The sequence below is a fragment of the Pseudotamlana haliotis genome, from assembly GCF_008806375.1.
In the GTDB taxonomy this organism is placed as follows: Bacteria; Bacteroidota; Bacteroidia; order Flavobacteriales; family Flavobacteriaceae; genus Pseudotamlana; species Pseudotamlana haliotis.
In genome coordinates this window covers 15,228-41,348 of record NZ_WAAT01000040.1, presented here as the reverse complement: position 1 = coordinate 41,348, position 26,121 = coordinate 15,228, and the positions used below count along the sequence as shown (strand labels likewise).

General features: G+C 33.7%; 18 protein-coding genes and 1 tRNA gene. 7 read left to right on the top strand and 12 right to left on the bottom strand.

The annotated features are described in order from the left end of the window. Window positions 1-136 precede the first annotated feature (136 nt). Window positions 137-221: transfer RNA gene (locus tag F6U93_RS07695), tRNA-Ser, on the bottom strand. A 185-nt stretch (window positions 222-406) separates the two neighbouring features. Between F6U93_RS07695 and F6U93_RS07690 the strand changes: the two genes are divergently transcribed. Together F6U93_RS07690 and F6U93_RS07685 are read left to right on the top strand one after the other, a co-directional pair. Then, the gene (locus F6U93_RS07690) at window positions 407-1,036 is read left to right on the top strand and encodes an NAD(P)H-dependent oxidoreductase (protein WP_150938489.1); all 630 of its coding nucleotides are present in this window, start codon (window positions 407-409) and stop codon (window positions 1,034-1,036) included. Between the two features lie 132 nt (window positions 1,037-1,168). Then, window positions 1,169-2,365, top strand: coding sequence for a DegT/DnrJ/EryC1/StrS family aminotransferase (locus F6U93_RS07685; protein ID WP_150938487.1), 1,197 nt, complete (start codon window positions 1,169-1,171; stop codon window positions 2,363-2,365). Between the two features lie 662 nt (window positions 2,366-3,027). On the opposite strand, the gene F6U93_RS07680 is transcribed toward F6U93_RS07685, so the two are convergent. The 10 genes from F6U93_RS07680 to hutH all read right to left on the bottom strand — a co-directional run bounded on the left by F6U93_RS07680 (window position 3,028) and on the right by hutH (window position 17,233). Then, window positions 3,028-4,788, bottom strand: a complete 1,761-nt coding sequence (locus F6U93_RS07680) for an APC family permease (RefSeq protein ID WP_150938485.1) — start codon at window positions 4,786-4,788, stop codon at window positions 3,028-3,030. Window positions 4,789-5,039: 251 nt separating this feature from the next. Continuing rightward, entirely contained in the window at window positions 5,040-5,618 is a 579-nt protein-coding gene (locus tag F6U93_RS07675; RefSeq protein WP_449421229.1) for an HPP family protein, read from the bottom strand. A 394-nt stretch (window positions 5,619-6,012) separates the two neighbouring features. Next, the gene (ypfJ, locus tag F6U93_RS07670; protein ID WP_150938481.1) at window positions 6,013-6,915 is read right to left on the bottom strand and encodes a KPN_02809 family neutral zinc metallopeptidase; all 903 of its coding nucleotides are present in this window, start codon (window positions 6,913-6,915) and stop codon (window positions 6,013-6,015) included. A 699-nt stretch (window positions 6,916-7,614) separates the two neighbouring features. Continuing rightward, window positions 7,615-8,388 carry an XRE family transcriptional regulator gene (locus tag F6U93_RS07665; RefSeq protein WP_150938478.1) on the bottom strand — a complete coding sequence of 258 codons (774 nt, stop codon included), beginning with the start codon at window positions 8,386-8,388 and terminating at the stop codon, window positions 7,615-7,617. 82 nt (window positions 8,389-8,470) lie between these two features. After that, window positions 8,471-9,643 carry an LOG family protein gene (locus tag F6U93_RS07660; RefSeq protein ID WP_150938474.1) on the bottom strand — a complete coding sequence of 391 codons (1,173 nt, stop codon included), beginning with the start codon at window positions 9,641-9,643 and terminating at the stop codon, window positions 8,471-8,473. A gap of 651 nt (window positions 9,644-10,294) precedes the next feature. Further along, the gene (gene hutF, locus F6U93_RS07655; RefSeq protein ID WP_150938472.1) at window positions 10,295-11,671 is read right to left on the bottom strand and encodes a formimidoylglutamate deiminase; all 1,377 of its coding nucleotides are present in this window, start codon (window positions 11,669-11,671) and stop codon (window positions 10,295-10,297) included. A gap of 11 nt (window positions 11,672-11,682) precedes the next feature. After that, window positions 11,683-12,492 (bottom strand): N-formylglutamate amidohydrolase, encoded by an 810-nt coding sequence (locus F6U93_RS07650; protein WP_150938470.1) that lies wholly within the window; start codon window positions 12,490-12,492, stop codon window positions 11,683-11,685. Between the two features lie 6 nt (window positions 12,493-12,498). Then, on the bottom strand, window positions 12,499-13,737 hold the full coding sequence (hutI, locus tag F6U93_RS07645) for an imidazolonepropionase (RefSeq protein ID WP_150938468.1): 1,239 nt from the start codon (window positions 13,735-13,737) through the stop codon (window positions 12,499-12,501). Next, window positions 13,737-15,734 carry a urocanate hydratase gene (locus tag F6U93_RS07640; RefSeq protein WP_150938466.1) on the bottom strand — a complete coding sequence of 666 codons (1,998 nt, stop codon included), beginning with the start codon at window positions 15,732-15,734 and terminating at the stop codon, window positions 13,737-13,739. The genes hutI and F6U93_RS07640 overlap by 1 nt, the downstream gene beginning before the upstream one ends. 8 nt (window positions 15,735-15,742) lie before the next feature. Continuing rightward, entirely contained in the window at window positions 15,743-17,233 is a 1,491-nt protein-coding gene (gene hutH / locus F6U93_RS07635) for a histidine ammonia-lyase (RefSeq protein ID WP_150938464.1), read from the bottom strand. A 77-nt stretch (window positions 17,234-17,310) separates the two neighbouring features. Here hutH and F6U93_RS07630 point away from each other — a divergent pair, with 77 nt between their 5' ends. The 5 genes from F6U93_RS07630 (at window position 17,311) to F6U93_RS07610 (ending at window position 25,375) form a co-directional block, all read left to right on the top strand. Continuing rightward, window positions 17,311-18,198 carry a LysR family transcriptional regulator gene (locus F6U93_RS07630; protein ID WP_150938462.1) on the top strand — a complete coding sequence of 296 codons (888 nt, stop codon included), beginning with the start codon at window positions 17,311-17,313 and terminating at the stop codon, window positions 18,196-18,198. A gap of 255 nt (window positions 18,199-18,453) precedes the next feature. After that, complete coding sequence (locus F6U93_RS07625) at window positions 18,454-19,824, top strand: TlpA family protein disulfide reductase (protein ID WP_150938460.1); 1,371 nt, start codon at window positions 18,454-18,456, stop codon at window positions 19,822-19,824. Between the two features lie 8 nt (window positions 19,825-19,832). Continuing rightward, the gene (locus F6U93_RS07620; RefSeq protein ID WP_150938458.1) at window positions 19,833-21,221 is read left to right on the top strand and encodes a TlpA family protein disulfide reductase; all 1,389 of its coding nucleotides are present in this window, start codon (window positions 19,833-19,835) and stop codon (window positions 21,219-21,221) included. A 120-nt stretch (window positions 21,222-21,341) separates the two neighbouring features. After that, window positions 21,342-22,298 (top strand): hypothetical protein, encoded by a 957-nt coding sequence (locus F6U93_RS07615; protein ID WP_150938456.1) that lies wholly within the window; start codon window positions 21,342-21,344, stop codon window positions 22,296-22,298. Window positions 22,299-22,594: 296 nt separating this feature from the next. Next, entirely contained in the window at window positions 22,595-25,375 is a 2,781-nt protein-coding gene (locus F6U93_RS07610; protein WP_150938453.1) for an alpha/beta hydrolase family protein, read from the top strand. Window positions 25,376-25,412: 37 nt separating this feature from the next. Here F6U93_RS07610 and F6U93_RS07605 read toward each other — a convergent pair whose 3' ends face one another. Further along, window positions 25,413-26,045, bottom strand: coding sequence for an RNA polymerase sigma factor (locus F6U93_RS07605; protein WP_150938451.1), 633 nt, complete (start codon window positions 26,043-26,045; stop codon window positions 25,413-25,415). Window positions 26,046-26,121 lie beyond the last annotated feature (76 nt).

Here is a 26,121-nt window from a genome sequence, read left to right as displayed (position 1 = left end):
ACTACAATTTTTGCATAAACACAACTTTTAGGAATGATCCGAAACAAATCTAAAAAAAAGTGAAACATTTGAAAATGAAAAAACCTTGCAGAACAATGTTTTGCAAGGTTTTAAAGGGAGTTTAAAAAAAACTCAGCGGAGAAAGAGGGATTCGAACCCCCGGAGGTGTGACCCTCAACAGTTTTCAAGACTGCCGCATTCGACCACTCTGCCATTTCTCCTGAGTGCCTCATCAGGTATTCCCTGAATGCGGGTGCAAATATAGAAACCTTTTTCAATTCTGTCAAACAAAAATCAATTTTTTTTAATTTTTTTTTTCGAGCCCATTTTCAAACCTAATTTTTGAGCATATTGTAGTAAAATACAAACTGCATAGCTTATTTTTGCCCAAATTCAAAACCTAATAATGGATACGATTAAGCAACTACAATGGCGTTATGCAACCAAAAAATTTGATGTTACAAAAAAGCTTTCCGCAGAAAAATTAAATGTGGTCAAACAAGCTTTCAACCTTACGGCAACATCCTTTGGTTTGCAAACCATTAAGTTAGTGATTGTTGAAGATAAAACCGTCCGTCAGTCGCTATTAAAAGCGGCGTTCAATCAAAAACAGGTGGTAGACGCTTCACATTTATTAGTTATTTGTGTACAAAGCGATATTAGTACGACCGATATTGATAATTATTATAAAAATATCAAAGGCATTCGTAAAACTTCAGAAACCATTTTAAAGCCGTACCGTGAGGACCTGGTCAACATGATGGCAAAAAAATCGGTAGCTCAACGCCAACAATGGTCTACCAATCAAGCCTATATCGCCTTGGGTAACTTAATGACAGTCTGTGCCATGGAAGGTATCGACTCTTGCCCCATGGAAGGATTTTTACCCCAAGAATACGACCGTATTTTAGAGCTCGACAAACAAGGCTTAAAATCGGTGTTGCTATTACCTTTAGGGTATCGCGCGGCCGACGATATGTTTTCCGAATTAAAAAAAGTAAGACGTCCCATAAACGAGGGCGTTATAGAAATATAAAAGGTTTGGGCGTTACCACAAGGGTCGGGCTTTCCGCTATATCTTTTTTGCTTTTCATGGCAAAAAAGGATGCCGCTACAATCCCTAACGCACAGCTTTACTAAAAAACAACATTAAAGTAAAAAAATTGATATGCCAGGATTTGAATTATTTGGAGATTTAGAACGTAAAGAAGTCAATGATGTTTTAGACAATGGCGTGCTCATGCGCTATGGTTTCGATGGCATGCGTAACGGCCATTGGAAATCAAAAGAACTAGAAACCGCATTACAAAACACCTTTCAAGCCAATCACGTGCAGCTAGTTTCTAGTGGAACAGCAGCCGTTTCAGTGGCCTTGGCATCTGCAGGCGTAGGCGCCGGTGATGAAGTGATCATGCCGTGTTTTACATTTGTGGCTAGTTTTGAGGCCATCATGATGTTAGGTGCCATTCCGGTACTGGTAGATATCGACGATACTTTAGGGCTTGATCCCGAAGCTGTAAAAGCAGCCATTACACCAAAAACCAAAGCCGTAATGGTGGTTCAAATGTGTGGGGGTATGGCTAATATGTCCGCTTTACTAGATATTTGTAAAAGCAATAATTTACTTTTAGTTGAAGATGCATGCCAAGCTATTGGTGGTACATACAACGGAAAACCCCTAGGTAGCATAGGTGATTTAGGGTGTTTCTCATTCGATTTTGTAAAAACTATAACTAGTGGCGAGGGCGGAGCAGTAGTGACCAATAATGAAGATTACTACACCAATGCCGATCATTATAGCGATCATGGTCACGACCACGTGGGGAATGATAGAGGCGCCGAAACACATCCGTTTTTAGGTTATAACTTCAGAATTTCAGAACTACACGCCGCTGTAGGTTTAGCACAAGTAAGACGTCTTCCAGAATTTATAGCCATTCAAAAAAAGAATTTCAACATCATCAAAGAAGCCCTTTCTGAAATTCCAGAAGTAACCTTTAGAACCGTTCCAGAAGGAGGAGAAGAAAGTTATGCTTTTTTAAGCTTCTTTTTACCAGATTTAGAAATCGCCACAAAAGTGTCTTCAGCATTTAAAGAAAATGGGGTAGATGCATGTTTTCATTATTTCAATAACAATTGGCACTACATTAGAAAATGGGAGCATTTAAAAGATATGAAGTCTTTATTTCCTATTTCAGCTGAAGTTAAAAACGGATTGAAATATCTAGAAACTAAAACTTTTGAAAAATCAGATCACTACATCGCTAGAAATATATCGTGCTTAATTAAACTCTCATGGACCGAAGAAGAGGTGAAAGCCCGTGCTTCAAAAATGGTAGAGCTAATAAAAGCGTGTTTGGCGTAGTTCGTAATTCTGAAATATCATTTCAGAATCCGACTACCTCGAGAACTTAACATGATCTCTAAAAAAACGAAAACCCTGTGGAAAATGAATTTCCACAGGGTTTTACTATATATAATGATTTACTTGGGCGACTTTGAATTTTAACTAGTGTGCATTAGGAAAAGATTAAACCGCTGTGGGTAACCACACCTACAGCAGCTCTATTAATCTTTAAAAACCAAACTAAACTAACTATATGAAAAAATGTAATCTTTTATAATTACACTACAAATTTACGTTAGGTTTAGAGGTTTTATGGCGACATGCCATGTCCGAATTCTGAACGCGATTAATTGTGTTGAATCTTCGATTTCAGAATTTCATGAAACAGATAAGCTATCAAATAATTAGAATATGAATGAAAATGGTATTCGCGTCTGCCTATTGACAGATAGGCGTAGCCGAGACCAGTTCGTTATTCTAAAGGGAAATTTTAGAATAACAAAGTCTTGAATTCAAAATTTCAATGCAATTACCCGAATTCAGATTGGTGAAATATATAAGGAAAGTAGTCGTTGAGATAAGTTCTCGACTCCGTTCGAACACCGGTTAATTGATGTTTAGTAACGGCATTCGAGCCCAGTCGAGAACTTGCTTTGTTTTTAAGAAAAGTATTTAGTAAATTAAATAATTAAGCGCACACCACCCAAGTCTTCTACTTTATAAGGGAAATGATCTCCAGGAGAGGCAATAAACATAAAGTTAATTGGTATTTTCCATGCTTTAGAAAGCTTATTGATAAGTTCTGGTCCGAAAGTGTCATCCAATTCTATGAATTCAACTTTAATTTTTGGGTATTCACGGTCAATAACATCTATATCATTACGCAGTTCGTTAGTAACAGCATTACCATTTTTAAGAGCTGTAACCACTTTTAGGTTTTTTGTATGTTCATTCTTTTGTATGTATAGCATCACTTTATTTAAGGTCGCCACATCATCATTTTTAGTAAAATAAACGAACTCTTGTGAATTAATATCGTGAACAATCCTAAGGATTTTTTTATCCATTTTAAATACAAAATTTCTAAATGGATCAAATACCGAGTGAATCAGTTTCAATAAGAATTTCAATAAAATGGTGCGATTTAACATCACCAAAATAAACAGTATGGATGGTATGAAATACTCTAAAAACACGGTGAGATTACTAGGAACCCCTTCAGAGGGTTGCATAATAATATTACCAATCAAAGCCACTAAAACCGCTATTATAGCAAAAATGATAGCGCCCCAGCTTGCTTTTTCCGGTCTTGGCAAGCGGTTTCTTTTTACTTTTAAAAGAATGTTTCCTATACCAAAAAGTGTCATAACCGATAAAAAGGAAATCGTATATACCCCAGCTAGTAATTTAACATTACCATTGGTGATGAGTAATACCGAAATGGTTAGAGCTAAAAACACTAAAATAATGCGGTAAGAGCTTCCTTTTTTATTTTTCTTCAAAAAGAATTGAGGTAAAATACGATCTAAGGCCATACGCTCTAATAAACCAGAAACACCAACAAAACTTGTTAAAACGGCACCACTTAATACTAAAAAGGCATCAATTCCAATTATGATGGCTAGCCAATCTCCGCCAGCGTAAGACGCCATTTCTATTAAAAGTGTGTTTTGGTATTCAGGACTTTGCAAAACAGGTAAAGTAAATAAAGCTAAAGCAAAAATGGCTGTTAGTGGGTTAATCACACTAACTACAACCCACATGTTTCTTAAGGTTTTAGGGAATACGCCTTTTTGTTGTTCTTCAACAAAGTTTGCCGAACTTTCAAAACCAGAAACCCCAAGCATTGAAGCGGCAAAACCTAGAAAAATCGCATTAGTGATGCTTCCTCCAGTCGTGGGCATTTCCCAGTTTTGAAAAAAGAGATCAAAACCATTGCTTATCAAGAAAAATACAATAAAGCCAGTTAGTAACAGAAATGATCCTAAGTGAAACAAGAAGATACCAATGGCTACTTTAGCTGATTCTGAAACCCCGCCAATCGTTAATGCACCAAACATACAAAGTAAAACGATAGTCGCGATAATGATAGGGATAGACGGAATTAAATGATGCAGATAATGTATGGCTTCATTAGCTGAAATTACGGCTGTGGCCATGTATGAAAGTAAAGTCAGTGTAGCCGCAAAAGAGGCCACTGATTTGCTAGTTGTATTTAATAAGGCGTTATAAGCACCACCATTTAAAGGTAATGCTCCAACTACTTCACCGTATATTTTTCGGAATAAAAAAAGCACAAGTGAAACAATTAGCAGAGTAATCCAGGCATACTGCCCCGCAAAGGCGATGGCTAATGCCGAAACATATAAAACGGATGAACTGATGTCATTTCCACAAATGGCTGTAGAGGCTAATTCAGAGAGTTTGTTATGTTTTTTCATTGGTTTTAGGTTGGTTAATTTGATTCTGGTATAAAACAATGCATTCTAGATTACAAAGATGCCTATTTAATAAAAGCGGTACGACACAAATCTTAAAAAAATGTGAAAATACAGAACTAAGATAGTAAAAGTCTGAATAAATTAAGGAGGAAAATCCAGAAGCTTAGACGTGGAGCTATTATGTTTTAATAAAAAAAAGCCTTTTCAGTATTTTTTAAACCTGAAGGGGCCTATGGGAGCTAAAATAAATATTAACCTAAAAAAAAGGCCAGTGATTTTCTTAAACGTTTACTCTTTAACCCTCTACTTTTAAATACCCTAGTAAGTTTTCCGTTGGTTGGGTATTGTCTATGTTTAGTCAGATTGTTAAAAATAAGTGCTGTAATAAACAATATTAAAGTTCCTGCAAGCACAGGAGAAATAACGTAAAAATAACCTAGTGCTCTTATTTTTTCGGTGCCAATAACCGCAATAAGTGCTGTAGCACCTCCCGGTGGGTGCAATGTTTTGGTTATTTGCATGGCAATAATGGAAGTCGCCTCTGCTAAAGGGGCGTTAATCCAAATCACATCGGGTATTAGTTTAAAAACGGTAACCCCTATAAATGCAGAAATGAGTTGGCCACCAATAAGATTTCTTGGTTGGGCTAACGGACTTTGAACGGCACCAAAAATCAGGACGCTTGCTGCGCCAAATGAGCCGATTAAAAGGATGTTTTCAAGTTCTAATAAATAGGAAGATTGCAAAAAACCAATGAGTGCAATGCCTATAAATGCCCCTAGAAAAGACCAAAATTGTTCTCTAAAATCAATTAAGGTTTCGTTGTAAATAATGTACTTAAAAATTCGGTCTTGTCGCCTTAATTTCTGCTTTATTTGTTTGCTTTTTTTCGTTACTTATTCCGTTAGGTTGTGTGAGTCTATTAGGTTGATTGTAATAAAGCCGCAAGGCTATTGGTTATTTATCTTTTTACCAAGTTTGTAGGAAGTCTTTAAGTAGATATATAGATGATTTATTAGTATTAAGCTTAAAATGCGGTCTCAATTTTCATGATAAGCTATTTATTTAGTTGTAAATTTAAAGGATTCATAAAATAACATATAAAAAACAAAACCATTATAAGCGCAATTACAGTGGTTTTGTTTGTACTAAATTGAATATGGTTTTTGTATGCTATTTTAATAGTGTGATACGTTAATTAAATTCCTAAAGGTTATTAAATATTTATAGCGGGTTAGCATTAAAGGTATCGCCTTGAGAAAGATCACCTGTTTCGAATCCTTTTTTAAACCAACGCATACGTTGAGCAGAAGTACCGTGTGTGAATGAATCTGGTACTACACGTCCCGAAGCATTTTTTTGTAAGCGGTCGTCACCAATGGCGTTGGCCGCGTTTAAGGCTTCTTCTAAATCGCCAGCTTCCATCATTTGAGTCATTTCCTGTGAGTGGTGTGCCCAAACACCCGCTAAGAAATCGGCTTGAAGTTCTAGTCGTACGGAGTATTTATTGTATTCGGTTTTACTCATGGTTCCGCGTAAGCGATCTATTTTTTCTGTAATACCCATGATCTTTTGAATGTGATGACCAACTTCATGGGCAATAACGTAGGCCTGAGCAAAATCTCCTGGCGCATTTAATTGGCGCTCCATATCGCTAAAAAAGCTGAGGTCTAAGTATAGTTTTTCGTCTCCCGGACAATAAAAAGGGCCCGTAGCACTAGATGCTGAGCCACAGGCCGAAGACACCGAACCGGTAAAAAGCACTAGGGTAGGGTTGCGGTAATTCTCTAATTGAGCATTCCAAACATCTTCAGTATTTGCTAAGATGGTAGCGCTAAATTGTGCTAATTCATTTTCTTTTTCAGTGCCTTGGTAATGGGAAGCGTTTTCGGTTTGAATTTGTCCGCCACCAAAAAACTGGCTGATAATATTTAAAGGGTTGTTGCCGGTAAGAAAGGATCCTATAAGAAAGATACCAACAATTATTAAACCTGTTTTTGAAAATAAGAGCTTGATTAGCGGGCCGAGAAGCATAGGGCTAAAACCGCCAATGCCGCGACTATTATCACCTCCTTGACCTCTTCGGTCTTCAACATTTGAGCTTTGTCTTCTACCTTTCCATTTCATAGTTGTGATTTCAGTTGGATTAATTTTTAATGATTCAATTTACTTATAATTTCAATAAATATGTAGAAGTCATTGTAAATAATTTATTATTGGAAAATCTAGGGGCTATTTCACAGAGCGCAGCAAAGACTTAAATAGTATATATTGAATTTGAGTAGTGTGTCAGATTGAGCGTAGTAGAAATCGAGTTTTTTGACAACGGAATGTTGGTGAATTCATGCTTTTCTTTGGGGTATGATGGTTCTCGACTCCGCTCGAACACCAGTAAAATTGCTGTTTCGTAACGGTCTTCGATTTCTATGAAGTAATTAGTTGATTTTGAAATAAATATTTGGATTTTATTATAAAGAAGACAGGTTCTCGACTCCGCTCAATCACCATCTCTAGAGCTGTTCGTTTTCGGTCTTCGAGCGGAGTCGAGAAGTTTGGTTTATTGTATTGAATAAAAGTGTCGGCTGTGTCTGTCTGCCGATAGGTAGGCTCGATCAGACTTCAGAACTAGGGGTAATGCTTTTGTTTTTGCTGTTTCTGTTCCTCAGAGGTTAGCTGAGGTTTTTCTGCATTTATTATACGGGGTTTCACAGAGGATAACGCCGAGTTGCACTGAGAAAATAATTAGGCATCCATTTCACAGGTTAATGCTTACACCATATCTGAAAATTAGTGTAAGCGTAAGTCTCCAAAAACCAACAACTAGCATCAATTAACTAACTTCTCCAAAGCCTTTAGTTCAACACCTAATTCGGTAAGCATGGTGGCAATACTACTCAGTTTTAATTCTTCTTCACTGTATTCTTGCGTGTTGATGCTGCAAACGTATTCCCAGAGCTCTAAAACCTCACCAATTGGGACACTATAATCGTGGTAGAATTTATTATCGGACATTAATAGCAAAGAGTCGTTAAAATCGATGTTGTTCATCACACGCTTATAGACTATGCCGTCGTTGGCGGTAACAAGCACGTAAGTTCGGCCTGTTTTTATTTCGCTTCTGCTTTCAACAAAACGTCCAATAACATAGGAGCCGTCTTTTAGCGGAAGCATAGATTCTCCTTTGATGGGGAAGGCACGGTGCTTTCCAGTCGGTAAAAAAGGCAGCTTGATTTTTTGCAATTGCTCAATGAATTCGGGGTCGTCATATCCGGCCAAATAACCTGCCGAAGCTTTTACTGGAACTACTTCAATCAGGTCTTCATTGTCACTATCGACCGTAATAGGAAATAGTACCCGCTGATTATTCAGTTCTATAAACGAAAAGTCTTTGGCTTTGGTAAGGTCTTTTCTGAGTAAGATATCAATAGGGATTTTGAAGAAATCAGACAGTTGGATAAGAAACTCAATTGTTGGTGCTGAACGACCTTCTTCATAAGACCCAATACGTGAACGGTTTACCTTTAGCTCTTCTGCAAAGGCTTCTTGAGAAAGCTTTTTTAGTCCTCTCAAATGTTTGATGTTTTTTGATATAAAAGTCATAACACTACAAATATAAGTAATAATTGCTTTTTTTTGTAGTTAAATTTTTGAATGCAATAAAAAAATAGAAACATTGCCATTTTTACTTCGGAAAGGCATAAGCTTCGGGGTCGTAGTTTACAATGTAATTAATAATTTCTGAAGCATCTTCTGTAAGGTTTAGCAATTCGCCGTAAGGTCTACCTTCCGAAGTGTGTTTCATGAAATCCCAAAGAGGTCTTTCTTCCGTCCAGGTCTTAACTCCGAAAAGAATCATGGGTGACACATGTTTTTTTATGGTATGGGTGTTATAAGGTGCGTAATGGTTTTGGGTGACTTCCTGAAAAATTTCCTGAGTGGTTCCAGCGCTTCCTGGGGCAAAAATCACTCCGTATTTGGCAATGGTTAACAGGCCATCTTCACGAACACTATTAGCAAAATATTTCGCAATATGAGTAGCAAAAGGTGCTGGTGGCTCATGACCGTACAACCAAGTTGGGATACCAATACTCATGGAAGCTTCTTCTTTACCGGGCAGAATAGGGTATTGGGTTTTTATCTTCCAAGCACGATGCAGCCAATCTTTATCATCATATTCCTTACCAGATATGGCATCAGGTAAACGTGTTTTAAAGGTGTCAACAGCTTCTATTAATTCCGCTTCAGTTCTACAGGCAAAGTAAGCCCCTAAATGGGTCGCTTCCATAGCACCTGGACCGCCTCCGCTGACCATCAAAAAGCCCTTCCGCGTAAGCGTTCTTGATATTTTTGCTATTTCTAAGTAATAAGGGTCTTGACGCTCCATGGCATGTCCGCCCATAATGGCTACTACTTTTTTGCCTTCAATAAGTTCGTAAAGGGCATCGGTGATGCTGTGGTCGTGGAGTCTTCGGGCTAAACTGGTATGAATGGAAGCTGGGGTTTCCATGCCGTTTTCTACATAATCTTTATAAACTTTATAATCGAAAGTGTCTTTATAACCACCTTCGCTATTGATATCAAAACCTTTAAACAATTCTTCTACAGAATATAATCTGGCTTTGTGCATTTTAAAAGGCTGGTCTTTTCTGTTGGAAATGACCATACCACCTGTTTTAACAATATGTCCTGCGGCTTCATTGCTTAATTCACAACCTAAAAACATAGAATCTTTAAACGTGTGTTCGAATATCTTGGCATCATAAGCAAGTAAATTCAGTTCTTGTAAGGCTAGAGGTGTTTTAGCCCCAGTGTTTATCCAGTTTTCGAATTCTAATAAACTATCTATTTCAAGCATTTTTTTTATTTGGTTTTCAGGTGTTTGCACACTTTTTTTGCACAGAGCTAGGCGAAATTTGGCTGCAATATAGTAAAATTTTGAGGTTCTAAATGCTTTAGTTTATTTGAAAGAGAGGTGTGAAACCCTTATACCGTGCGTACGTATAAAAAGAACCTGTTGGAAAAAGTAAATTGTAATAATTCCACACATTTAATAGCTATGTGTCTGGTTGAAGACTTAATAGAGCGACTAATAATAATATTATTACGTATAGAGGCAACAAGATATAAAAATCAAGCCTTTCAAGAAATTGAGAGGCTTTTTTATTTTATCCAGTACAGAATAAGTGCAGAGTTTCGATATTTTTCTTCTACTTAGGAGTATTTGTTTTATTATGAATTAGTGATTAAAATGAAATAATTGATTATCTTATTTTCAATAATGTGCGGATGTGGTGGATTTGCTAGAAAAATTAAACATAGGGTCTAATACAGCAATGTTTAGGAGTTAGAGTCTCTCCTATCTATACAAAAAATGAAGAGGAATCTTAGACTCTTTTCGTTCAATGGATCTTGCTTTTTATTTTGGTATAATATTTTAGCGTTTTACTTAACTTACTTTCTAAAAGGGACAATCATTAAAAAGGTTTATTAGAAAAATTTCAGCCTTCTACCTCAATTCTAAATTCTTCATGGTATTTATAAAATCACGTTGTACTTCTTTTTTTAAGAAATATCCTTCTTTCTTGGTTATCCATTTACCATCAACTAAGGTTCCTAATTGCATAGATACATCAGAACTATAAATAAGAGTAGAAGCAATATTTTTAAGTGATGTACAGGCTAAAAGCGGAGATTCTGCATCATATACTACGGCATCTAGTGGTGCGCCTATCCTGAAATAGTTAGTATTATAGTTATTCATTGCTTTTCTTCCTGATTTTAGAGTCATATCAATACTAAATAAACCACTATCTACTTGTTTTGGATTATAGAATATATTGCGCTTATGAGATGTTAATCTTTGACCATAATCAAGAATACGTAATTCTTCTAATGGATTTAAGCTAATATGTGAATCGGTTCCTATGCTCCAATGTCCTCCATATTCCTGAAATTCTTTTAAAGGGAAAATGCCATCACCCAAATTACCTTCTGTTGATGGGCATAAAACAACATTGGCCCCTGATTTTGCAATTCCTTTAATTTCTCGGTCATTTAAATGAGTAGCGTGAACTAAATGAAACCTCTCAGTCATTTCTATATTATCTAACATCCATTCTACAGGGCGTTTATTTAAGTAGGTTTTAGAGTCTTCTATTTCTTTTAATTGCTCAGCAATATGAATATGAAAAGGAACATTTTGTGGAAAATCAGTAGCGATTCGTTTTATAAGTTCTGGTTCAACGCCTCGCATAGAGTGAATTCCAGTAGCTATATTGGCACCATGATAATTTTTTGTTGCCTGCTCACTGGCATCATATAGTTTTTGATATTCATCAAAGGTTGAAGATATAAATCTGCGTTGTGCTTTTGTAGGATTTTCACCAAAACCTCCTTTTTGGTAAAATATAGGAACTAGTGTGATTTTGATGCCCACTTTTTTTGCAGCTGAGACTAGTCGATTTCCCATTTCGGCAAGATCATTATACTTCTTACCATTTTTATCATGATGTACATAATGAAATTCTGCAACCTGAGTATAGCCATGTCTTGCCATTTCAGCATAAAGCATTGTGGCAATAGTTTCAAATTGATCTGGATTTACAGATAGAGCCAACTTATACATGGCATCTCTCCAAGACCAAAAATCATCTGGAACTCCAGTTCCTTCATGTCTTTCAGCCAAACCAGCCATGGCATATTGAAAAGAATGAGAATGGGCGTTCTGAAAACCAGGAATAGCAAAGCCATTAATAAATTCTGAATTATCATTTTGAGAATCATGATGAATGGCAGTAATTATACCATCATTGTCAATGGTAATTTTTGTATTTTCTTCCCATCCATGACGAGTTAAAAGTCCTTTAAATAAAAATGATTTCATTGATGTTTTAGTTATAAATTATAGATGGTTTTTATAACCCCTTCTAAAGTGTTTTTTAACACGTCTCGCATTTGGATAGCACGTTTTTCGTCAAAATTTAATTCTCGGTTATCCATATACAGTATCTTATTCATCTCTAATTGTAGTGCATGAATATTGTTTTCTGGTTTTCCAAAATACCTAGTAATATGCCCGCCTTTAAATGGTGTGTTTATACTAACTTGATAACTACCAGATTTAAGACCTTCAATTGCTGAAGTGGTTAGTTTAGGGTGTGCAGTAACATGATTATTATTTCCTAAAATTAAATCGGGAAATTTTTCTTTTCTTATAGTTGGAACAAATTCTCGAATTGAATGTGCATCCCAGAGTAATACGTTTCCAAATTCAGATTTTCGTTCTTTTAGTAATTCCTCAATTTTTTTGTAATATGGCCAATAGTAGTTTTCTAGACGTCTATTTATTTCAATAGTATTTGGAACAAATTTTTCTTTACGGTAAATGTTATTTCCAAAAAAATCTGTAGTTGGTGTTAACCCTGTGATAATTCTTCCATCATTATACAAAGCTTCACTTTGTGGGTCTCGGTTTAAGTCAATAACCCATCTGCTATATTTTGCTTTTATAATGGTAATACCCATGTTTTGAACAAATTGATACAATTGGTCAACATACCAGTCGGTATCATCAACCTGTTGCCGCATTCTTTTGTCGAACTTGTTTTTTAGTTCTTTTGGGAATTTGGTTCCTGCATGTGGAATACTTAGTATAATAGGAACTTTTTGTCCTTTGGCTTTATAAATTTTAAAAGGGTCTTTCATGATTATTTAATTGAAAGGGTTACCGTTTATAAATACTGTTTCTATTTGGTTGTTCCCAAATGAATATGGTATAAAAGCATAAGAACTTATTTTTTTTGTTAAAATAAGATTTGCTTTTTTACCAATGGATATAGAACCAACTTCTTTTTCAAGTCCCATAGCATAAGCACCGTTGATCGTAGCTGCATTGATAGCTTCTTCAGGAGTCATTTTCATTTTTATACAGGCTGTAGAAATAACAAAATTCATATTTCCAGATGGTGTAGACCCAGGATTGTAATCTGATGCAAGGGCAAGTGGTAAGCCGGCATCTATAATTTTTCTAGCAGGGGTGTAAGGAATGCTTAAAAAATAGGAGCAACTTGGCAATGCTACAGGCATAGTTGCAGTGTTTTTTAAATCCATAATATCTTCCTTTCTCATTTCTTCAAGATGGTCTACCGATAAGGCGTTGTACTTTAAACCAGCTTGTATGCCATCAATAGCTGTGAATTGGTTCACATGAATTTTTGGTAAGAGACCATGTGCTTTACCAGCTTTTAAAATAAGCTCTGTATCTTCAACTGAAAAGTACCCGGTTTCACAAAAAACATCAATAAATTCGGCTAAATTTTCTTTAGCTGTTTTAGGAATCAATTCATCAATTAATAATTGTAAAAACCCTATTTTATTATTTTTATATGCGTTTGGTAATGCATGTGCGGCTAAAAGAGTTGATTTGATTTTTACAGGATAACTTTCTTTTAAGCGCTTAATAACTCTAAGCATTTTTAGTTCGGCATCAACCGTTAATCCGTAGCCAGATTTTATTTCAATAGCACCTGTGCCTAATTTTATGACCTCTTCAAGTCTAACCTTGCTTTGTTTATATAAATTTTCTTCAGAAATTTTTTGTAGTTTTTTTGCAGAGTTTAGTATGCCACCACCATTTTTAGCTATATCTTCATAAGACAATCCATGTATTCTATCAACAAATTCGCCTTCACGATTTCCGGCATAAACAATATGAGTGTGGGAGTCACACCATGCAGGTAAAATTAGTTTCCCTGAAGCATCAATAGTGTTATCAAATTTTAAAGTTGGACAGTTATTCATGGTTCCAAAGTCTGAAATCAATCCGTCTTTAACAATTAAAAAAGCATTTTTGATTGTAGGTAAGGTTTTCATCTCTGAGCCTGACACATAAGAAACAGGGGTATTACGAACTTGAACTAATTCTTTGATGTTTTTAAATAAAGTGGTCATTAAAACAAGTTGTTTAAAAGGTTGTCTTCTACTAAGTTAGGTAAAGTTATTTTTAAATTTGGAGATCTTTTCATTTCTCTTTTTATAGCGAAAATAGCCTCATTGTTTCTTGCCCAACTTCTACGTGCAATTCCATTATTTACATCATAGAAAAGCATGCTTTTTAAGCGAGATTCGGCTTCTTTAGTTCCGTCTAGTAACATACCAAAACCTCCATTTATGACCTCACCCCAACCAACACCTCCGCCATTGTGGATAGACACCCAGGTAGCGCCTCTAAAACTGTCTCCTATAACATTATGAATGGCCATGTCTGCCGTGAATTTACTACCATCATAAATATTAGAAGTTTCTCTATAAGGAGAATCTGTGCCGCTAACATCATGATGGTCCCTTCCTAATACAACAGGACCAATTTTACCTGATGCAATGGCATTATTAAAAGCTTCTGCAATTTTAGATCTACCCTCTGCATCTGCATATAAAATACGAGCTTGAGACCCAACAACCATTTTATTTTTTTTTGCATCTTTGATCCAAGTGATATTATCTTGCATTTGAAGTTTGATTTCCTCAGGTGAGTTTTCCATAATTTCTTGTAAAACAGAAGCAGCAATTGCATCGGTGGTATCTAAATCATTTGAATTTCCTGAGGCACAGACCCATCTAAAAGGCCCAAAGCCGTAATCAAAACACATAGGTCCTAAAATATCTTGAACATATGATGGGTATTTAAAATCTATACCATTTTTAGCCATTACATCTGCACCAGCTCTTGAGGCTTCTAATAAAAACGCATTTCCATAATCGAAAAAATAGGTTCCTTTTGCTACATGTTTATTTATTGCTTCAGCATGACGTCTCAAGGTTTCTTGAACTCTTTGTTTGAAAATTTCTGGCTCTTCCCGAATTAATCGATTGGATTCATCATACGAAATATCAACCGGGTAATAGCCTCCTGTCCATGGGATATGTAAGGAGGTTTGGTCTGAGCCTAAATGAATAAATATATTTTCTGAATCAAAGCGCTCCCAAACATCTACAACATTTCCTATATAAGCAATGGAAACAACTTCGTTATTCAATTGTGCTTTTTTCACACGCATGACCAGGTCATCAATTTTATTAATAAGTACATCTACCCAGCCTTGTTCGTGTCTTTTTATGGCTGCTTTCGGGTTAACTTCGGCACAAATGGTAATACACCCTGCAATATTTCCTGCTTTTGGTTGAGCTCCACTCATGCCTCCTAATCCTGCCGTTAGAAATATTTTTCCAGCTGGTTTTTCGTCTTTTTTAAGTACTTTTCTAAAAGCATTCATTACAGTGATAGTAGTGCCATGCACTATGCCTTGAGGGCCAATATACATGAATGATCCGGCAGTCATTTGTCCGTATTGAGTAACTCCTAGAGCATTAAACTTTTCCCAATCATCGGGTTTTGAATAATTAGGAATCATCATGCCATTGGAGACAATAACTCTTGGTGCATTTTTTGAAGAAGGAAATAACCCCATTGGATGACCAGAATAGATATGTAAGGTTTGTTCATCTGTCATGGTTGCTAAATATTGCATGACTAATAAGTATTGAGCCCAGTTTTGAAAAACTGCACCGTTTCCTCCATATGTTATTAATTCTTCTGGGTGTTGCGCAACAGCAGGATTTAAATTATTTTGAATCATTAGCATGATTGCAGCTGTTTGAGATGATTTTGAAGGGTATTCTGAAATTGACCGCGCATAAATATCATAATCTGGCTTGAATCGATACATGTAAATTCTCCCATACTCTTTTAACTCCTGAGCAAATTCAATTGCCAATTCTTGATGCCATTTTTTTGGAAAGTAACGAAGAGCATTTCTAATGGCTAATTGTTTCTCTTCAATAGATAAAACATCTTTTCTCTTTGGCGCTCTATTAGCATTTTCTGGATAGATTTTTTTTGTGGGTAAACTAGAAGGAATACCCTGTAAAATTTGTTCTTTAAAAGTCATCTCTTTAGTTATTTTAAGTTGAAAACTTGATTGTTAACTAACTCTATTATAGCATTAATGTCATCTTTTAGAATGCGATCGTCTTCTAATTTTGGAATTTTAGTTCTAATAATTCTATGATTTTCTTCAATAATATCAGAGAATGTATTTGGTCTTCTAAATTCTAATGCCTGAGCACCATACATTAACTCTATAGCAAGTATTTTTTCTAGATTCCCTAAGATTTGATTGAATTTTCTACTAGAAATACTCCCCATAGAAACATGGTCTTCTTGACCTAGCGATGTTGGGATACTGTCTGCTGATGGCGGAAAACATAGTGATTTGTTTTCTGTAACTAGGGCAGCTGTTGTGTATTGAGGTATCATAAAACCAGAATTTAATCCGCCTCCTGTAGTTAGTAGCCTAGGTAGCCCGTATTTGCCTTCTAGTAATAAATAACATCTGCGGTCTGAAATGTTTCCTAATTCTGAAGCTGCAATTGAGCAATAATCTAAAGCCATAGCTAACGGTTGTCCATGAAAATTCCCTCCAGAAATCGCTTCAGTATCACTTAAAACAATAGGGTTGTCTGTGACAGAATTCATTTCTATTTCTGCCAATTCTTTTAAATGATAATAGGCATTTCTAGAAGCGCCATGTACTTGTGGAATACATCGCATTGAATAAGGGTCTTGCACGCGTTCACAATTTTCATGTGAATCCACATTTTGAGATTTATAAAGAAGCATGGTCATTCTTTCAGCTACCTCAATCGTTCCTTGAAAAGGTCTTATACGGTGAAGCTCGTCTCTAAATGGAGAAGAACTACCTTGATAACCCTCAATGCTCATTGCTCCACAAACATCTGCTAAATCTAAAAGGTATTCCATTTTTTTCAAACCTATAATAGTATGGGCTAGAATAAATTGAGTACCGTTAATTAATCCTAGTCCTTCTTTGGCTTGAAGCGTGATAGGTTTCAGATTATGTTTTGTTAATATTGTTAAAGCGGGTTGAATTTGGTTGTCTATCCAAAATTCGCCTTCTCCTATAAGTGGCAAGAAAAGATGAGACAGAGGTGCTAAATCTCCAGACGCTCCTACTGAACCTTGTTCTGGAACTACAGGTAATAAATCATTTTCTATAAAAAATATAATTCTTTCTATTAATTCCAATCGAACTCCCGAAAACCCTTGGCATAATGCATGAACTTTACAAATCATCATTATTTTAGATAATTCTTTATCAATAGGTTTGCCAACTCCAACGGCATGAGTGATTAATAAGTTTTTTTGCAATAAATTGGTTTCTTCGGGTGTGATTTGTACGTCACATAATGGACCAAACCCTGTATTTATTCCGTAAATAGCTTTTTTTCCAGTGGCCATTTTTTCTACTTTTAACCTACATTGGTTAACTTTTTCTATAGCATTTGGAGTTAAAATAGCTTTTAATTTTCCTTTTGAAATTTTTAAGATTTTTTCGACAGTCAAAGTGTCGATTCCGTATTTGAACATGGTAGATAAAGATTTGTTACAAATTTACCATTATATTTGATGCAAAATAAGACTGTTTTAGTTAACAATTAATAACTATGAGTAATCAATTAGAATATCGTCATTTAATTTATTTTTTAGCTGTAGCAGATGAATTGCATTTTAGAAAAGCTGCAGATAAGTTGTTTATTTCTCAGCCAGGATTAAGTAGGCAAATAAGACAAATGGAAGAAAGTATGGGGGTTATTCTTTTTGATCGTGATAATAGAAATGTTTCTTTAACCAAAGCGGGAGAATATTTAAAAAAAGAGTTGAAAGTAAACTTAAATGCCTTAGATGATATTTTAAATCAAGCAAAACGTATCAATGACGGTATTGATGGAAATCTAAACTTTGGTTATATAGGATCTGCGATGGAAAACATTATACCCGAGCTATTAGTGAAACTCAGAAACAAGCATCCAAATATTCATTTCAGGTTTCAAGAAATGGATAACCTAAATCAAATTTCTGCACTTCAAATGAAAGAAATTGATATAGGTTTTGTAAGAATTGAGACTATACCAAATGAATTGAATATTCAACCAATTTTAGAAGATACATTTTCCTTAGTACTGCCATTGAAACATCATTTAAGTGAACAAAATTTCACAGGTTTAAAACAATTACAGGACGAGAATTTCATTATGTTTGATAAGTCTTATAGCCCTAGTTATTATCAAAAAATAATGGAGATTTTTAAAGAAAGTGGCTTTACACCAAATGTTTCTCACAGAACCATTCATTCCTCATCCATATACAAATTAGTAGAGCATGATTTTGGAATTTCAATTGTGCCAAGTTCTTTAAGAACAGGAATTAATGAGCATGTTAAATTTATTGAACTTAAAGATATCTCACAACGAACAATATTATCTGCCGTTTGGAGTAAGAATAATAGAAACCCCATGTTATCTAAAATGTTAGAGTTTATTTCTGGTATATGAACAACATGCTATTTAAAAGTGAATGTTATTTTCTTTCATTTATTTATGTTAAATCCGATAGTGTTTATGTTTGAGGGTTAACAACAAACTACTTAAAGTGTTTTATGTAGAAGTGTTTTAGTTTTATATCAACTATATAGGATAAGCTATTTTGTGAAATTATAATTTTATGTTAAAAAAAATACAAGGCTAAGGGTAAATAAAAAGTTCAGCGTATTTAAAACATATAACTATTAAACTAGAAAACTTATCAATATGAAAAAAGTAATTTTATTTTTATCTATTATTTCAATAATATCTTGTAAAAAAGAGGCGGAAGTTGATTACGCAATCATTTCCGGAAAAATTTTGAATACAGAAATATCTGCAATTCGATTAATGAGTTCTGACTATAAATTTAATAAAACGATTGCAGTTGATAGGGAAGGAACTTTTATTGATACTATTAATTATTTACCTGGTATTTTCCACTTTAGTGAAGGTAGAAACTATAGTGATTTATACCTATCTGCTGGAGATCATATTATACTGAATTATAATTCTAAAGATTTTAAAAACAGTCTTTCAATTACAGGAAAAGGGAATGAGAGCAGTAATTATCTTACTAAAAAAGAGAATGCGGTTGCAAATATAATGGGGGATAGAAAATCTTTTTATCAATTACAACCAGAAGATTTTAAGGCTAAATGTAAAAAAATTGAAGAAGAAGTTACGCATATTGCTTCAAGCTATAAGGGGTTAGATAAAGCTTTTTTTAATGTTGAAAAAAAGAATATTCATTATAATTATTTGTATCATTTAAATAACTACGAGTCTAGTCATTCATTTTATACAAAACAGCCAGACTTTAAAGTGCCAGAGTCTTTTTTAGCTGAATTAGATGGATTTGATTATCACAATGAAGAAGACTACTTAAATTCTATTTATTATCAATATTTGGTGCAAAGTTATTATAAGTCTAAGAGTATTGAGTTAGCGAACTCAAGTTCTCAGGATTTTGGTGTGTCATTTATTAAATCAGTTAAAGAAATTCCCAATGAGATTATAAGGGATGCTTTGTTATCTGAGCAAATAGAGGAAATTAAATACTCTGATAATATGGGGCAATATTATACCCTTTTTATGGAGACTTCAACAAATGAAGATGATAAAAAAGCCCTTACCGAGTTATATGAAAAAGTAAAAGTTCTTGCGGTTGGTGAGCCGTCGCCAAAGTTTGTTAATTATATAAATAATGCTGGTGGTACTACTTCATTAGATGATTTGAAAGGTAAATATGTTTATGTTGATGTTTGGGCAACATGGTGTGGACCTTGTAAAGCTGAAATACCTTCTTTAAAGAAGGTTGAAAAGCAGTATCATGATAAAAATATTGAGTTTTTAAGTTTATCAATAGATAAGATAAAAGATCATGATAAATGGAAAAAGATGATTAAGGATAAAGAATTAGGTGGTGTTCAAGTGTTAGCAGATAATGCATGGAAATCTCAATTCGTTCAAGATTATCAAATTAAAGGAATTCCACATTTTATTTTATTAGATCCTAATGGCAATATTGTGAAGTATTCTGCTCCAAGACCTTCAGATAAAAAGTTAATTGAATTATTTAATTCATTAAACATATAAAAATAAATATGAAGATAAGGTACATGCTATTACTAGTAGCTTTAGGGGTAATGTTTAATTGTAACGTAAATGAAAAACCTATCGATTATGCTATAGTACAAGGAACAATAGCCAATTATGATACATCAAAAAGTTTCGTAATAAAATCTTATAAACAAATAAAATCTCATACTTTAAAAATAGATGAGCATGGTAGCTTTAATGATACCATTCAAATACAAAACGGAGAGTTCCTTTTTTTATATAAAAACAAGAATATTTGGCTACCTGTTAATCAGGGCGATCATGTTAAAATGACTCTAGATGGAAATGATTTTTTTAATACATTAAGCTTTGAAGGCGTAGGTTCTGAAGAAAAAAATATTAAAGTTGAACTAGCCAAGATATCAAATGAAGAGAATTCAAATTATGAAGAAAAATATAACAGAGATGAGGTTGGTTTTAAACAATATATAACTGCATATAAAAATAAGAAAAAAGTCTTGTTAAATGAAGCTAAAGACTTGGGTGCTGAGTTTATCAAAGAACAGATGTTTAATATTGATTATGAATTCATTTATGATTTGCAAAAATACCCTGTTGCAAGAGGACGTTTTATAAAAAATGAATCCTTTAAGCCTTCTGATTCATTTTTTTTAGAATTGAACACTTTAGATAAATTTAATGTTGATGAGTTCAATAGGTCTGGACTCTATAGAGTTATTGTTGAGACTGACTTGAGAGATACATATAAAAGTACAATTAAAGATGAGAGCGCAGATTATTACTTGGGTTTAATTGATTTTATTTCCAAAAATGTAGACAATCAAGAAATAAAGAACCAATTGCTATTAAGAAATAGTTCAGGTAATATCACTTATACAAGTGATTTAGATGGTTTTTATAAAGCTTTTAACAATGCGTCTACAGATAGGGTTGCAAAAGACTCAATTACTAAGATTTATAATCAGTTAAAACTTTTATCAAAAGGGAGCTCTTCACCAAAGTTTGTTGATTATGAAAATCATGCTGGAGGAACAACATCTTTAGATGATTTAAAAGGTAAATACGTGTACATAGATGTGTGGGCAACATGGTGCGGACCATGCATGGCTGAGATCCCATCATTAAAGAAAATTGAAAAAAATTACCACGGAAAAAACATTGAGTTTATTAGTATTTCTGTAGATAGACAAGGAGACTATAAAAAGTGGAAAAAAATGGTTGACGATAAAGACCTAGGAGGCATTCAATTATTTTCAGATAAAAGTTGGAGTTCAGAGTTTGTTAAGGGGTATTTAATAAAAGGAATTCCTAGGTTCATTCTAATAGACCCTTCTGGCAATATTGTTTCAGCTAATGCACCAAGACCATCAGATCACAAATTAATTAACCTATTTGATGATTTAAGTATCTAAATAGTAGCATTTTTAGATTCCATGTTAAAAAAATAAAAATCACGTAGGGGTTTTTGTAAATAATACGTAAAGATTATAAATAACCACAGAACAATTTAATATTAACTAACAATTCAAATTATGAAAAAAACATTGATCTTAAGATGCTTTTTATTTTTCGGCGCCATTTTATTATTTAATTCTTGTAGTGATAACGATGATGATACAATAAATTCAGAATCAATTTGGCAACTAGATACTAAGTTAGTTTTTGAACCTGTAGAGGATAAAGAAACTTTCATTTGGTATTATGATTTACAAACAAAACAAGAATATTGGGGGAATGATGAAGTAGAGATAAATATGAGGTTAAAGTCAAAAAACCCGGCTAAAGACTTTTCAAAAGTAGATTTCTACATTACTGTAGAAGAAAAAGATGGTTATAACTATTCAACACCATTTAATACCGATGGTAAAATGATTGGTTCTGCAGAAATCCCAGAATCTGGCGCTTTTACTTTTTCTTTAGGAGCTGATGAAGCCTATGGGGTATATGAAAATGATTTTCAGAAGGATAGGTCTAGCACTTTGGCAAGAGAAGGCGATATTTTTTTACTTTACTATGTTATTACTGCTAAAGATGGATCTACATTAGACTCAAGAGAATCTATTAGAGAAAGTAATAGATATGCCATGAAAGTTAGAGTTGAAGACTTTGCGCCACCATTATTTGAGGGTACTTTTGAATTTGAGTGGATTGAATTAAGTGGAGGTGCAATTACTTACGGAGGTGTTTGGTTAGGAAAAACAGGTACTGTTAATATCACACATGATGGAGAAGGTGTTTATAGCATGAGTAATCTTTTATGGGATTACAAATATGGAGGGAAAGGAAAGGTTTATTATGACTTTTTAGATGGCTTAACTTATGTTCAAGGAAGTTATCAAGAAAAATGGAGCATTTCAAATTTAAATGGAGCTTCTATGGATATAGCTTTCACATACCAATATTCTGATGCTTATGATGAAACAGGAACCGTAAGATTTACAAGAACAGATGGAACCGATTGGCCATCAAATATTTATACTGAAGATTAAGTAGTTTTTTTTTCAATAAAAGCAAAGGAGGGTTATGTTTTAACCCTCCTTTGCTTTTATTGAAACTTTTTGGTTATCCTAAGCAGGACTAAAATTTATTTTATTAATCAAATTGAAAAACTTTTATCTCAAAGAAAAAGGGTAAATATTCGTTTGCAACACGCACACACACACACGCAATTAGTGAACTACTAAAATAAAGTTAAAAAATCTAGTTTTCAGTATTGATAATTAGGGTATTTAACAAAAATCCGTAATGAATATCAGACACTAAAAATAACTTAACATAAATAATTATGCTAAAATCTTCTTTTTTAAAACAACTTGTTGCTGTTGTAATAACAGTTTTTATTAATAGTCATTCTAATATTTTTGCTCAAGAAATAAAAAAGGATTCTATTAATTTAGTAAAGCCTAGTGATTACGGTCAATGGGAAAGGCTAAGTAATGTGATTATTTCAGGTAATGGAGAATGGGTTACTTATAAGACAACAACTAATGATCAAGATAACTCAACGTATATTTACAATACAAAAAATAAAAGTTCAATTGTATTTCCAAATACTTCAAAAGCTGTGTTTTCTAATGATGCTAATTGGATAAGTTTAAGCAAAGTGCTTCCAGGGAAAGAAGCGAAAAAACGTTTAAAATCTAAAAAGAAAGATGCCGATAAAGATAAAGCATCTCTTAAATCTATAATTTATAATCTAAAAACTAAAGATACTTTAGAGCTGGAAGGGTATCAATCTATTAGTTTTAGTGATGTGGGCAGCTATATTGCTATGAAGCGTAGTGAGGGAGATGTTTTGATTGTTAAAAATTTAAATTCTAAAAATGAAGTGACTTTTGGAAACGTTAAGAGTTACAACTGGCAAAGTGATAATGCCATTATCGCTATGATAATTGAAACAAAAGACAAGGTTGGAAATGCTATTCAAACGTATAACCCAAACACAGGTGTTTTAAGAGTTTTAGACCAGGAAAACACAACGTATTCTAACATGCTATGGCTTAAAGATAGTGATGATCTATTTGTAATGAGAACATTTGAAGATGATGATTATATAGATGAAACCCATCATTTACTATTATGGAAAGACTTAAACTCAAAAAAGACCTCTTCTCATATTTTTAATCAATCAAAATTTGAAAACTTCCCAAAAGATACAAGATTATTAAGTAATAGAGTTAGGGTGTCTGAAGATGCAAATTCAATTTATTTTACAACATTTAGTTGGGAAAATAAATCAAAAAAGATTGAAGAAACAGAAAAGAAAAAAGACTCTCTTATTACCGGGGCTAGTAAAGAAGAAGCTCCTGAAGTAGAAATTTGGAATAGTAAAGATTTAGTTATTATTTCTGCTCAAAAGAAAAGCAAAATGGGAGATATTGAACAACCATTAAGTGCAGTATGGCATATTAATGAAAATAAATTTGTTCCCTTAGCTGATGATTTAGTTGAAAAAATTCAAGTTCAAATAGATAATGAAGTTGTGCTTGGTCTTGATAGAACACCTTATGATTTTGAAGCTATTTTTGGCAGACCTAGTTATGATGTTTATACCGTTAACTCTAAAACAGGAGCTAAATTAAAAGTATTAGAAAATATTACAAGGGCATGGGGAGTAAGCCCAAATAATAAATACTTTACATATTTAAAAGATAATGATATTCACTTGTTTAATATTTCTAAAGGCACCTCTAAAAATATTACACAAGGATTAAATGGTACATTTATTAATTTTGAAAATGACCATCCTTTGCCTCAAAAAGCAGCTTTTGGTTTTAATAGATGGAATAAAGACAGTAAATCATTTTTTGTTTATAGTGAATTTAATGTTTGGCAATTTTTTACAAATGGGGCTGCTCCAAAAAAAATAACTAATGGTGAAAAAGAAGGTGTTGTTTATAGAATTATTAATTTTGATAGTGAACAAATAGAAACCGATGCTAGTAAAACTGTGTATTTTTCTTTGAAAGGTAAATACACAAAAAATACAGGTTTTGCTAAAGGTATTCCTGGTAAAGAAATTAAAAGACTAGTTTATGATAATTTTGATATTTCTTTGGCATCACTAAAATTAAAGAACTCAGATAATATCCTTTTTGTAAAACAATCCTACCAAGATTCTCCAAATTTGTATTTAACAAATACCGAATTTAAATTTCCTGTAAAACTTTCAAATACAAATGCTTTTCAAAATAATTTTGCTTGGGGTAAGGCGGAGTTAATTGAGTATAAAAACGCAGTTGGTAAAAATGCTCAAGGTATTTTATATTATCCAGCAAATTATGTGAAGGGTAAAAAGTACCCCATGATTACTTATGTCTATGAAAAACTTTCAAACCGATTACATAGGTATATTGCGCCTTCAAAATACGATTACTATAATACAACCGTATGGTCTCAAAATGGATATTTTGTACTAAATCCAGATATTCACTTTATAGCAGGGGAACCAGGTACTTCATCAACAACAACTCTAGAAAATGCAGTTAATGTAGTTGTTGATAAAGGCGATGTTGATGCCTCAAAGGTTGGTCTTATTGGGCATTCTTGGGGAGGTTACCAAGCTGGGTTTGTACCTACCCAAACCAATATTTTTGCAGCTAGTGTTGCTGGAGCTGGGTTAACAGATTTAGTTGCTATGAATTTAGCTATTACTCCTGCATTTGGAGGTAGACCAGAAAATGATCATTTTGAAGTAGGGCAGGAGCGTATGAATTCTGCACCTTGGGTTAGTCCTGATAATTACTTTAGAAATTCTTCAATAATGCAAATTGAAAATTTAAATACACCAATGCTTTTTGAAGTTGGAGATAACGACACTAATGTTAATTGGTCTCAAGGGTTAGCCTATTATAATGCGGCTAGAAGAGCTGGTAAACCTTTTGTTTTATTAGTTTATGCTAATGAAGGGCATGGGTTAAGGCAAGAAAAAAACAGATTTGATTATCAAACACGTATTTTAAAATGGTTTGGCCATTATCTTAAAGAGGATAAAGCTGAAGACTGGATAACTGAAGGAATACCGTATAAAGAACAGCAAAGAAGATTAGAGAATTGGAAAGACTAATAGTCTTTTGTAATATTTTTCAATCCTCATTTATTTTTTAAATGGGGGTTTTGTTTAAGTATTTATGCCAGGTATTTGTAGTTTTATGGTAGATATGTTTTGCTATTAAACTTAAGATTAATGGTCCTGTTTTTTTGATTCGTTCTCTAATTATTGCGAAGGCTTTACCCATTTGAGCTTCAACGGTCTTTACAGATATATTAAGCATGATAGCTATCTCGGCGTATTTATACCCTTGAAGCTTACTCATTTGAAAAACTTTTTTACACTTTGGAGGAAGAATTTCGATGGCCTCTGTTATTTGTTTTAATTTTTTTTCTTGTAAATCAGTGTCTTCTTCACTTAAATCAATTAAAGTTTTATACATTAAGGCATCAAGCATTTTAGATTCTTTAACATGTTTTCTGTAGTTGTTAATGAATATGTTGTATGCAATTTTGTATAAATATGGAGCTATAGATTTGCTGCTATCAATTTTATCTCTTGATTCCCATAAAGTTACAAAAGCATCTTGAACAATATCCTGGGTTAATTCAGGATTATTAGTGTAGCTATTAATAAAGGAGGTAAGTTTGCTATGATATTTTTCAAAGAAATATTTAAAAGCCGAAGTATTCCCTTTTTTGAAATTAAGAATCAATAATTGAAGGTCTTCCGTGTTGTTTTTCATTTTGAGGTGGCTAAAGAGCAAATCTAAAAAAAAAAAGTAATTTTAAGTAGGGGTATATTAAAAAGTAACCGTAAAA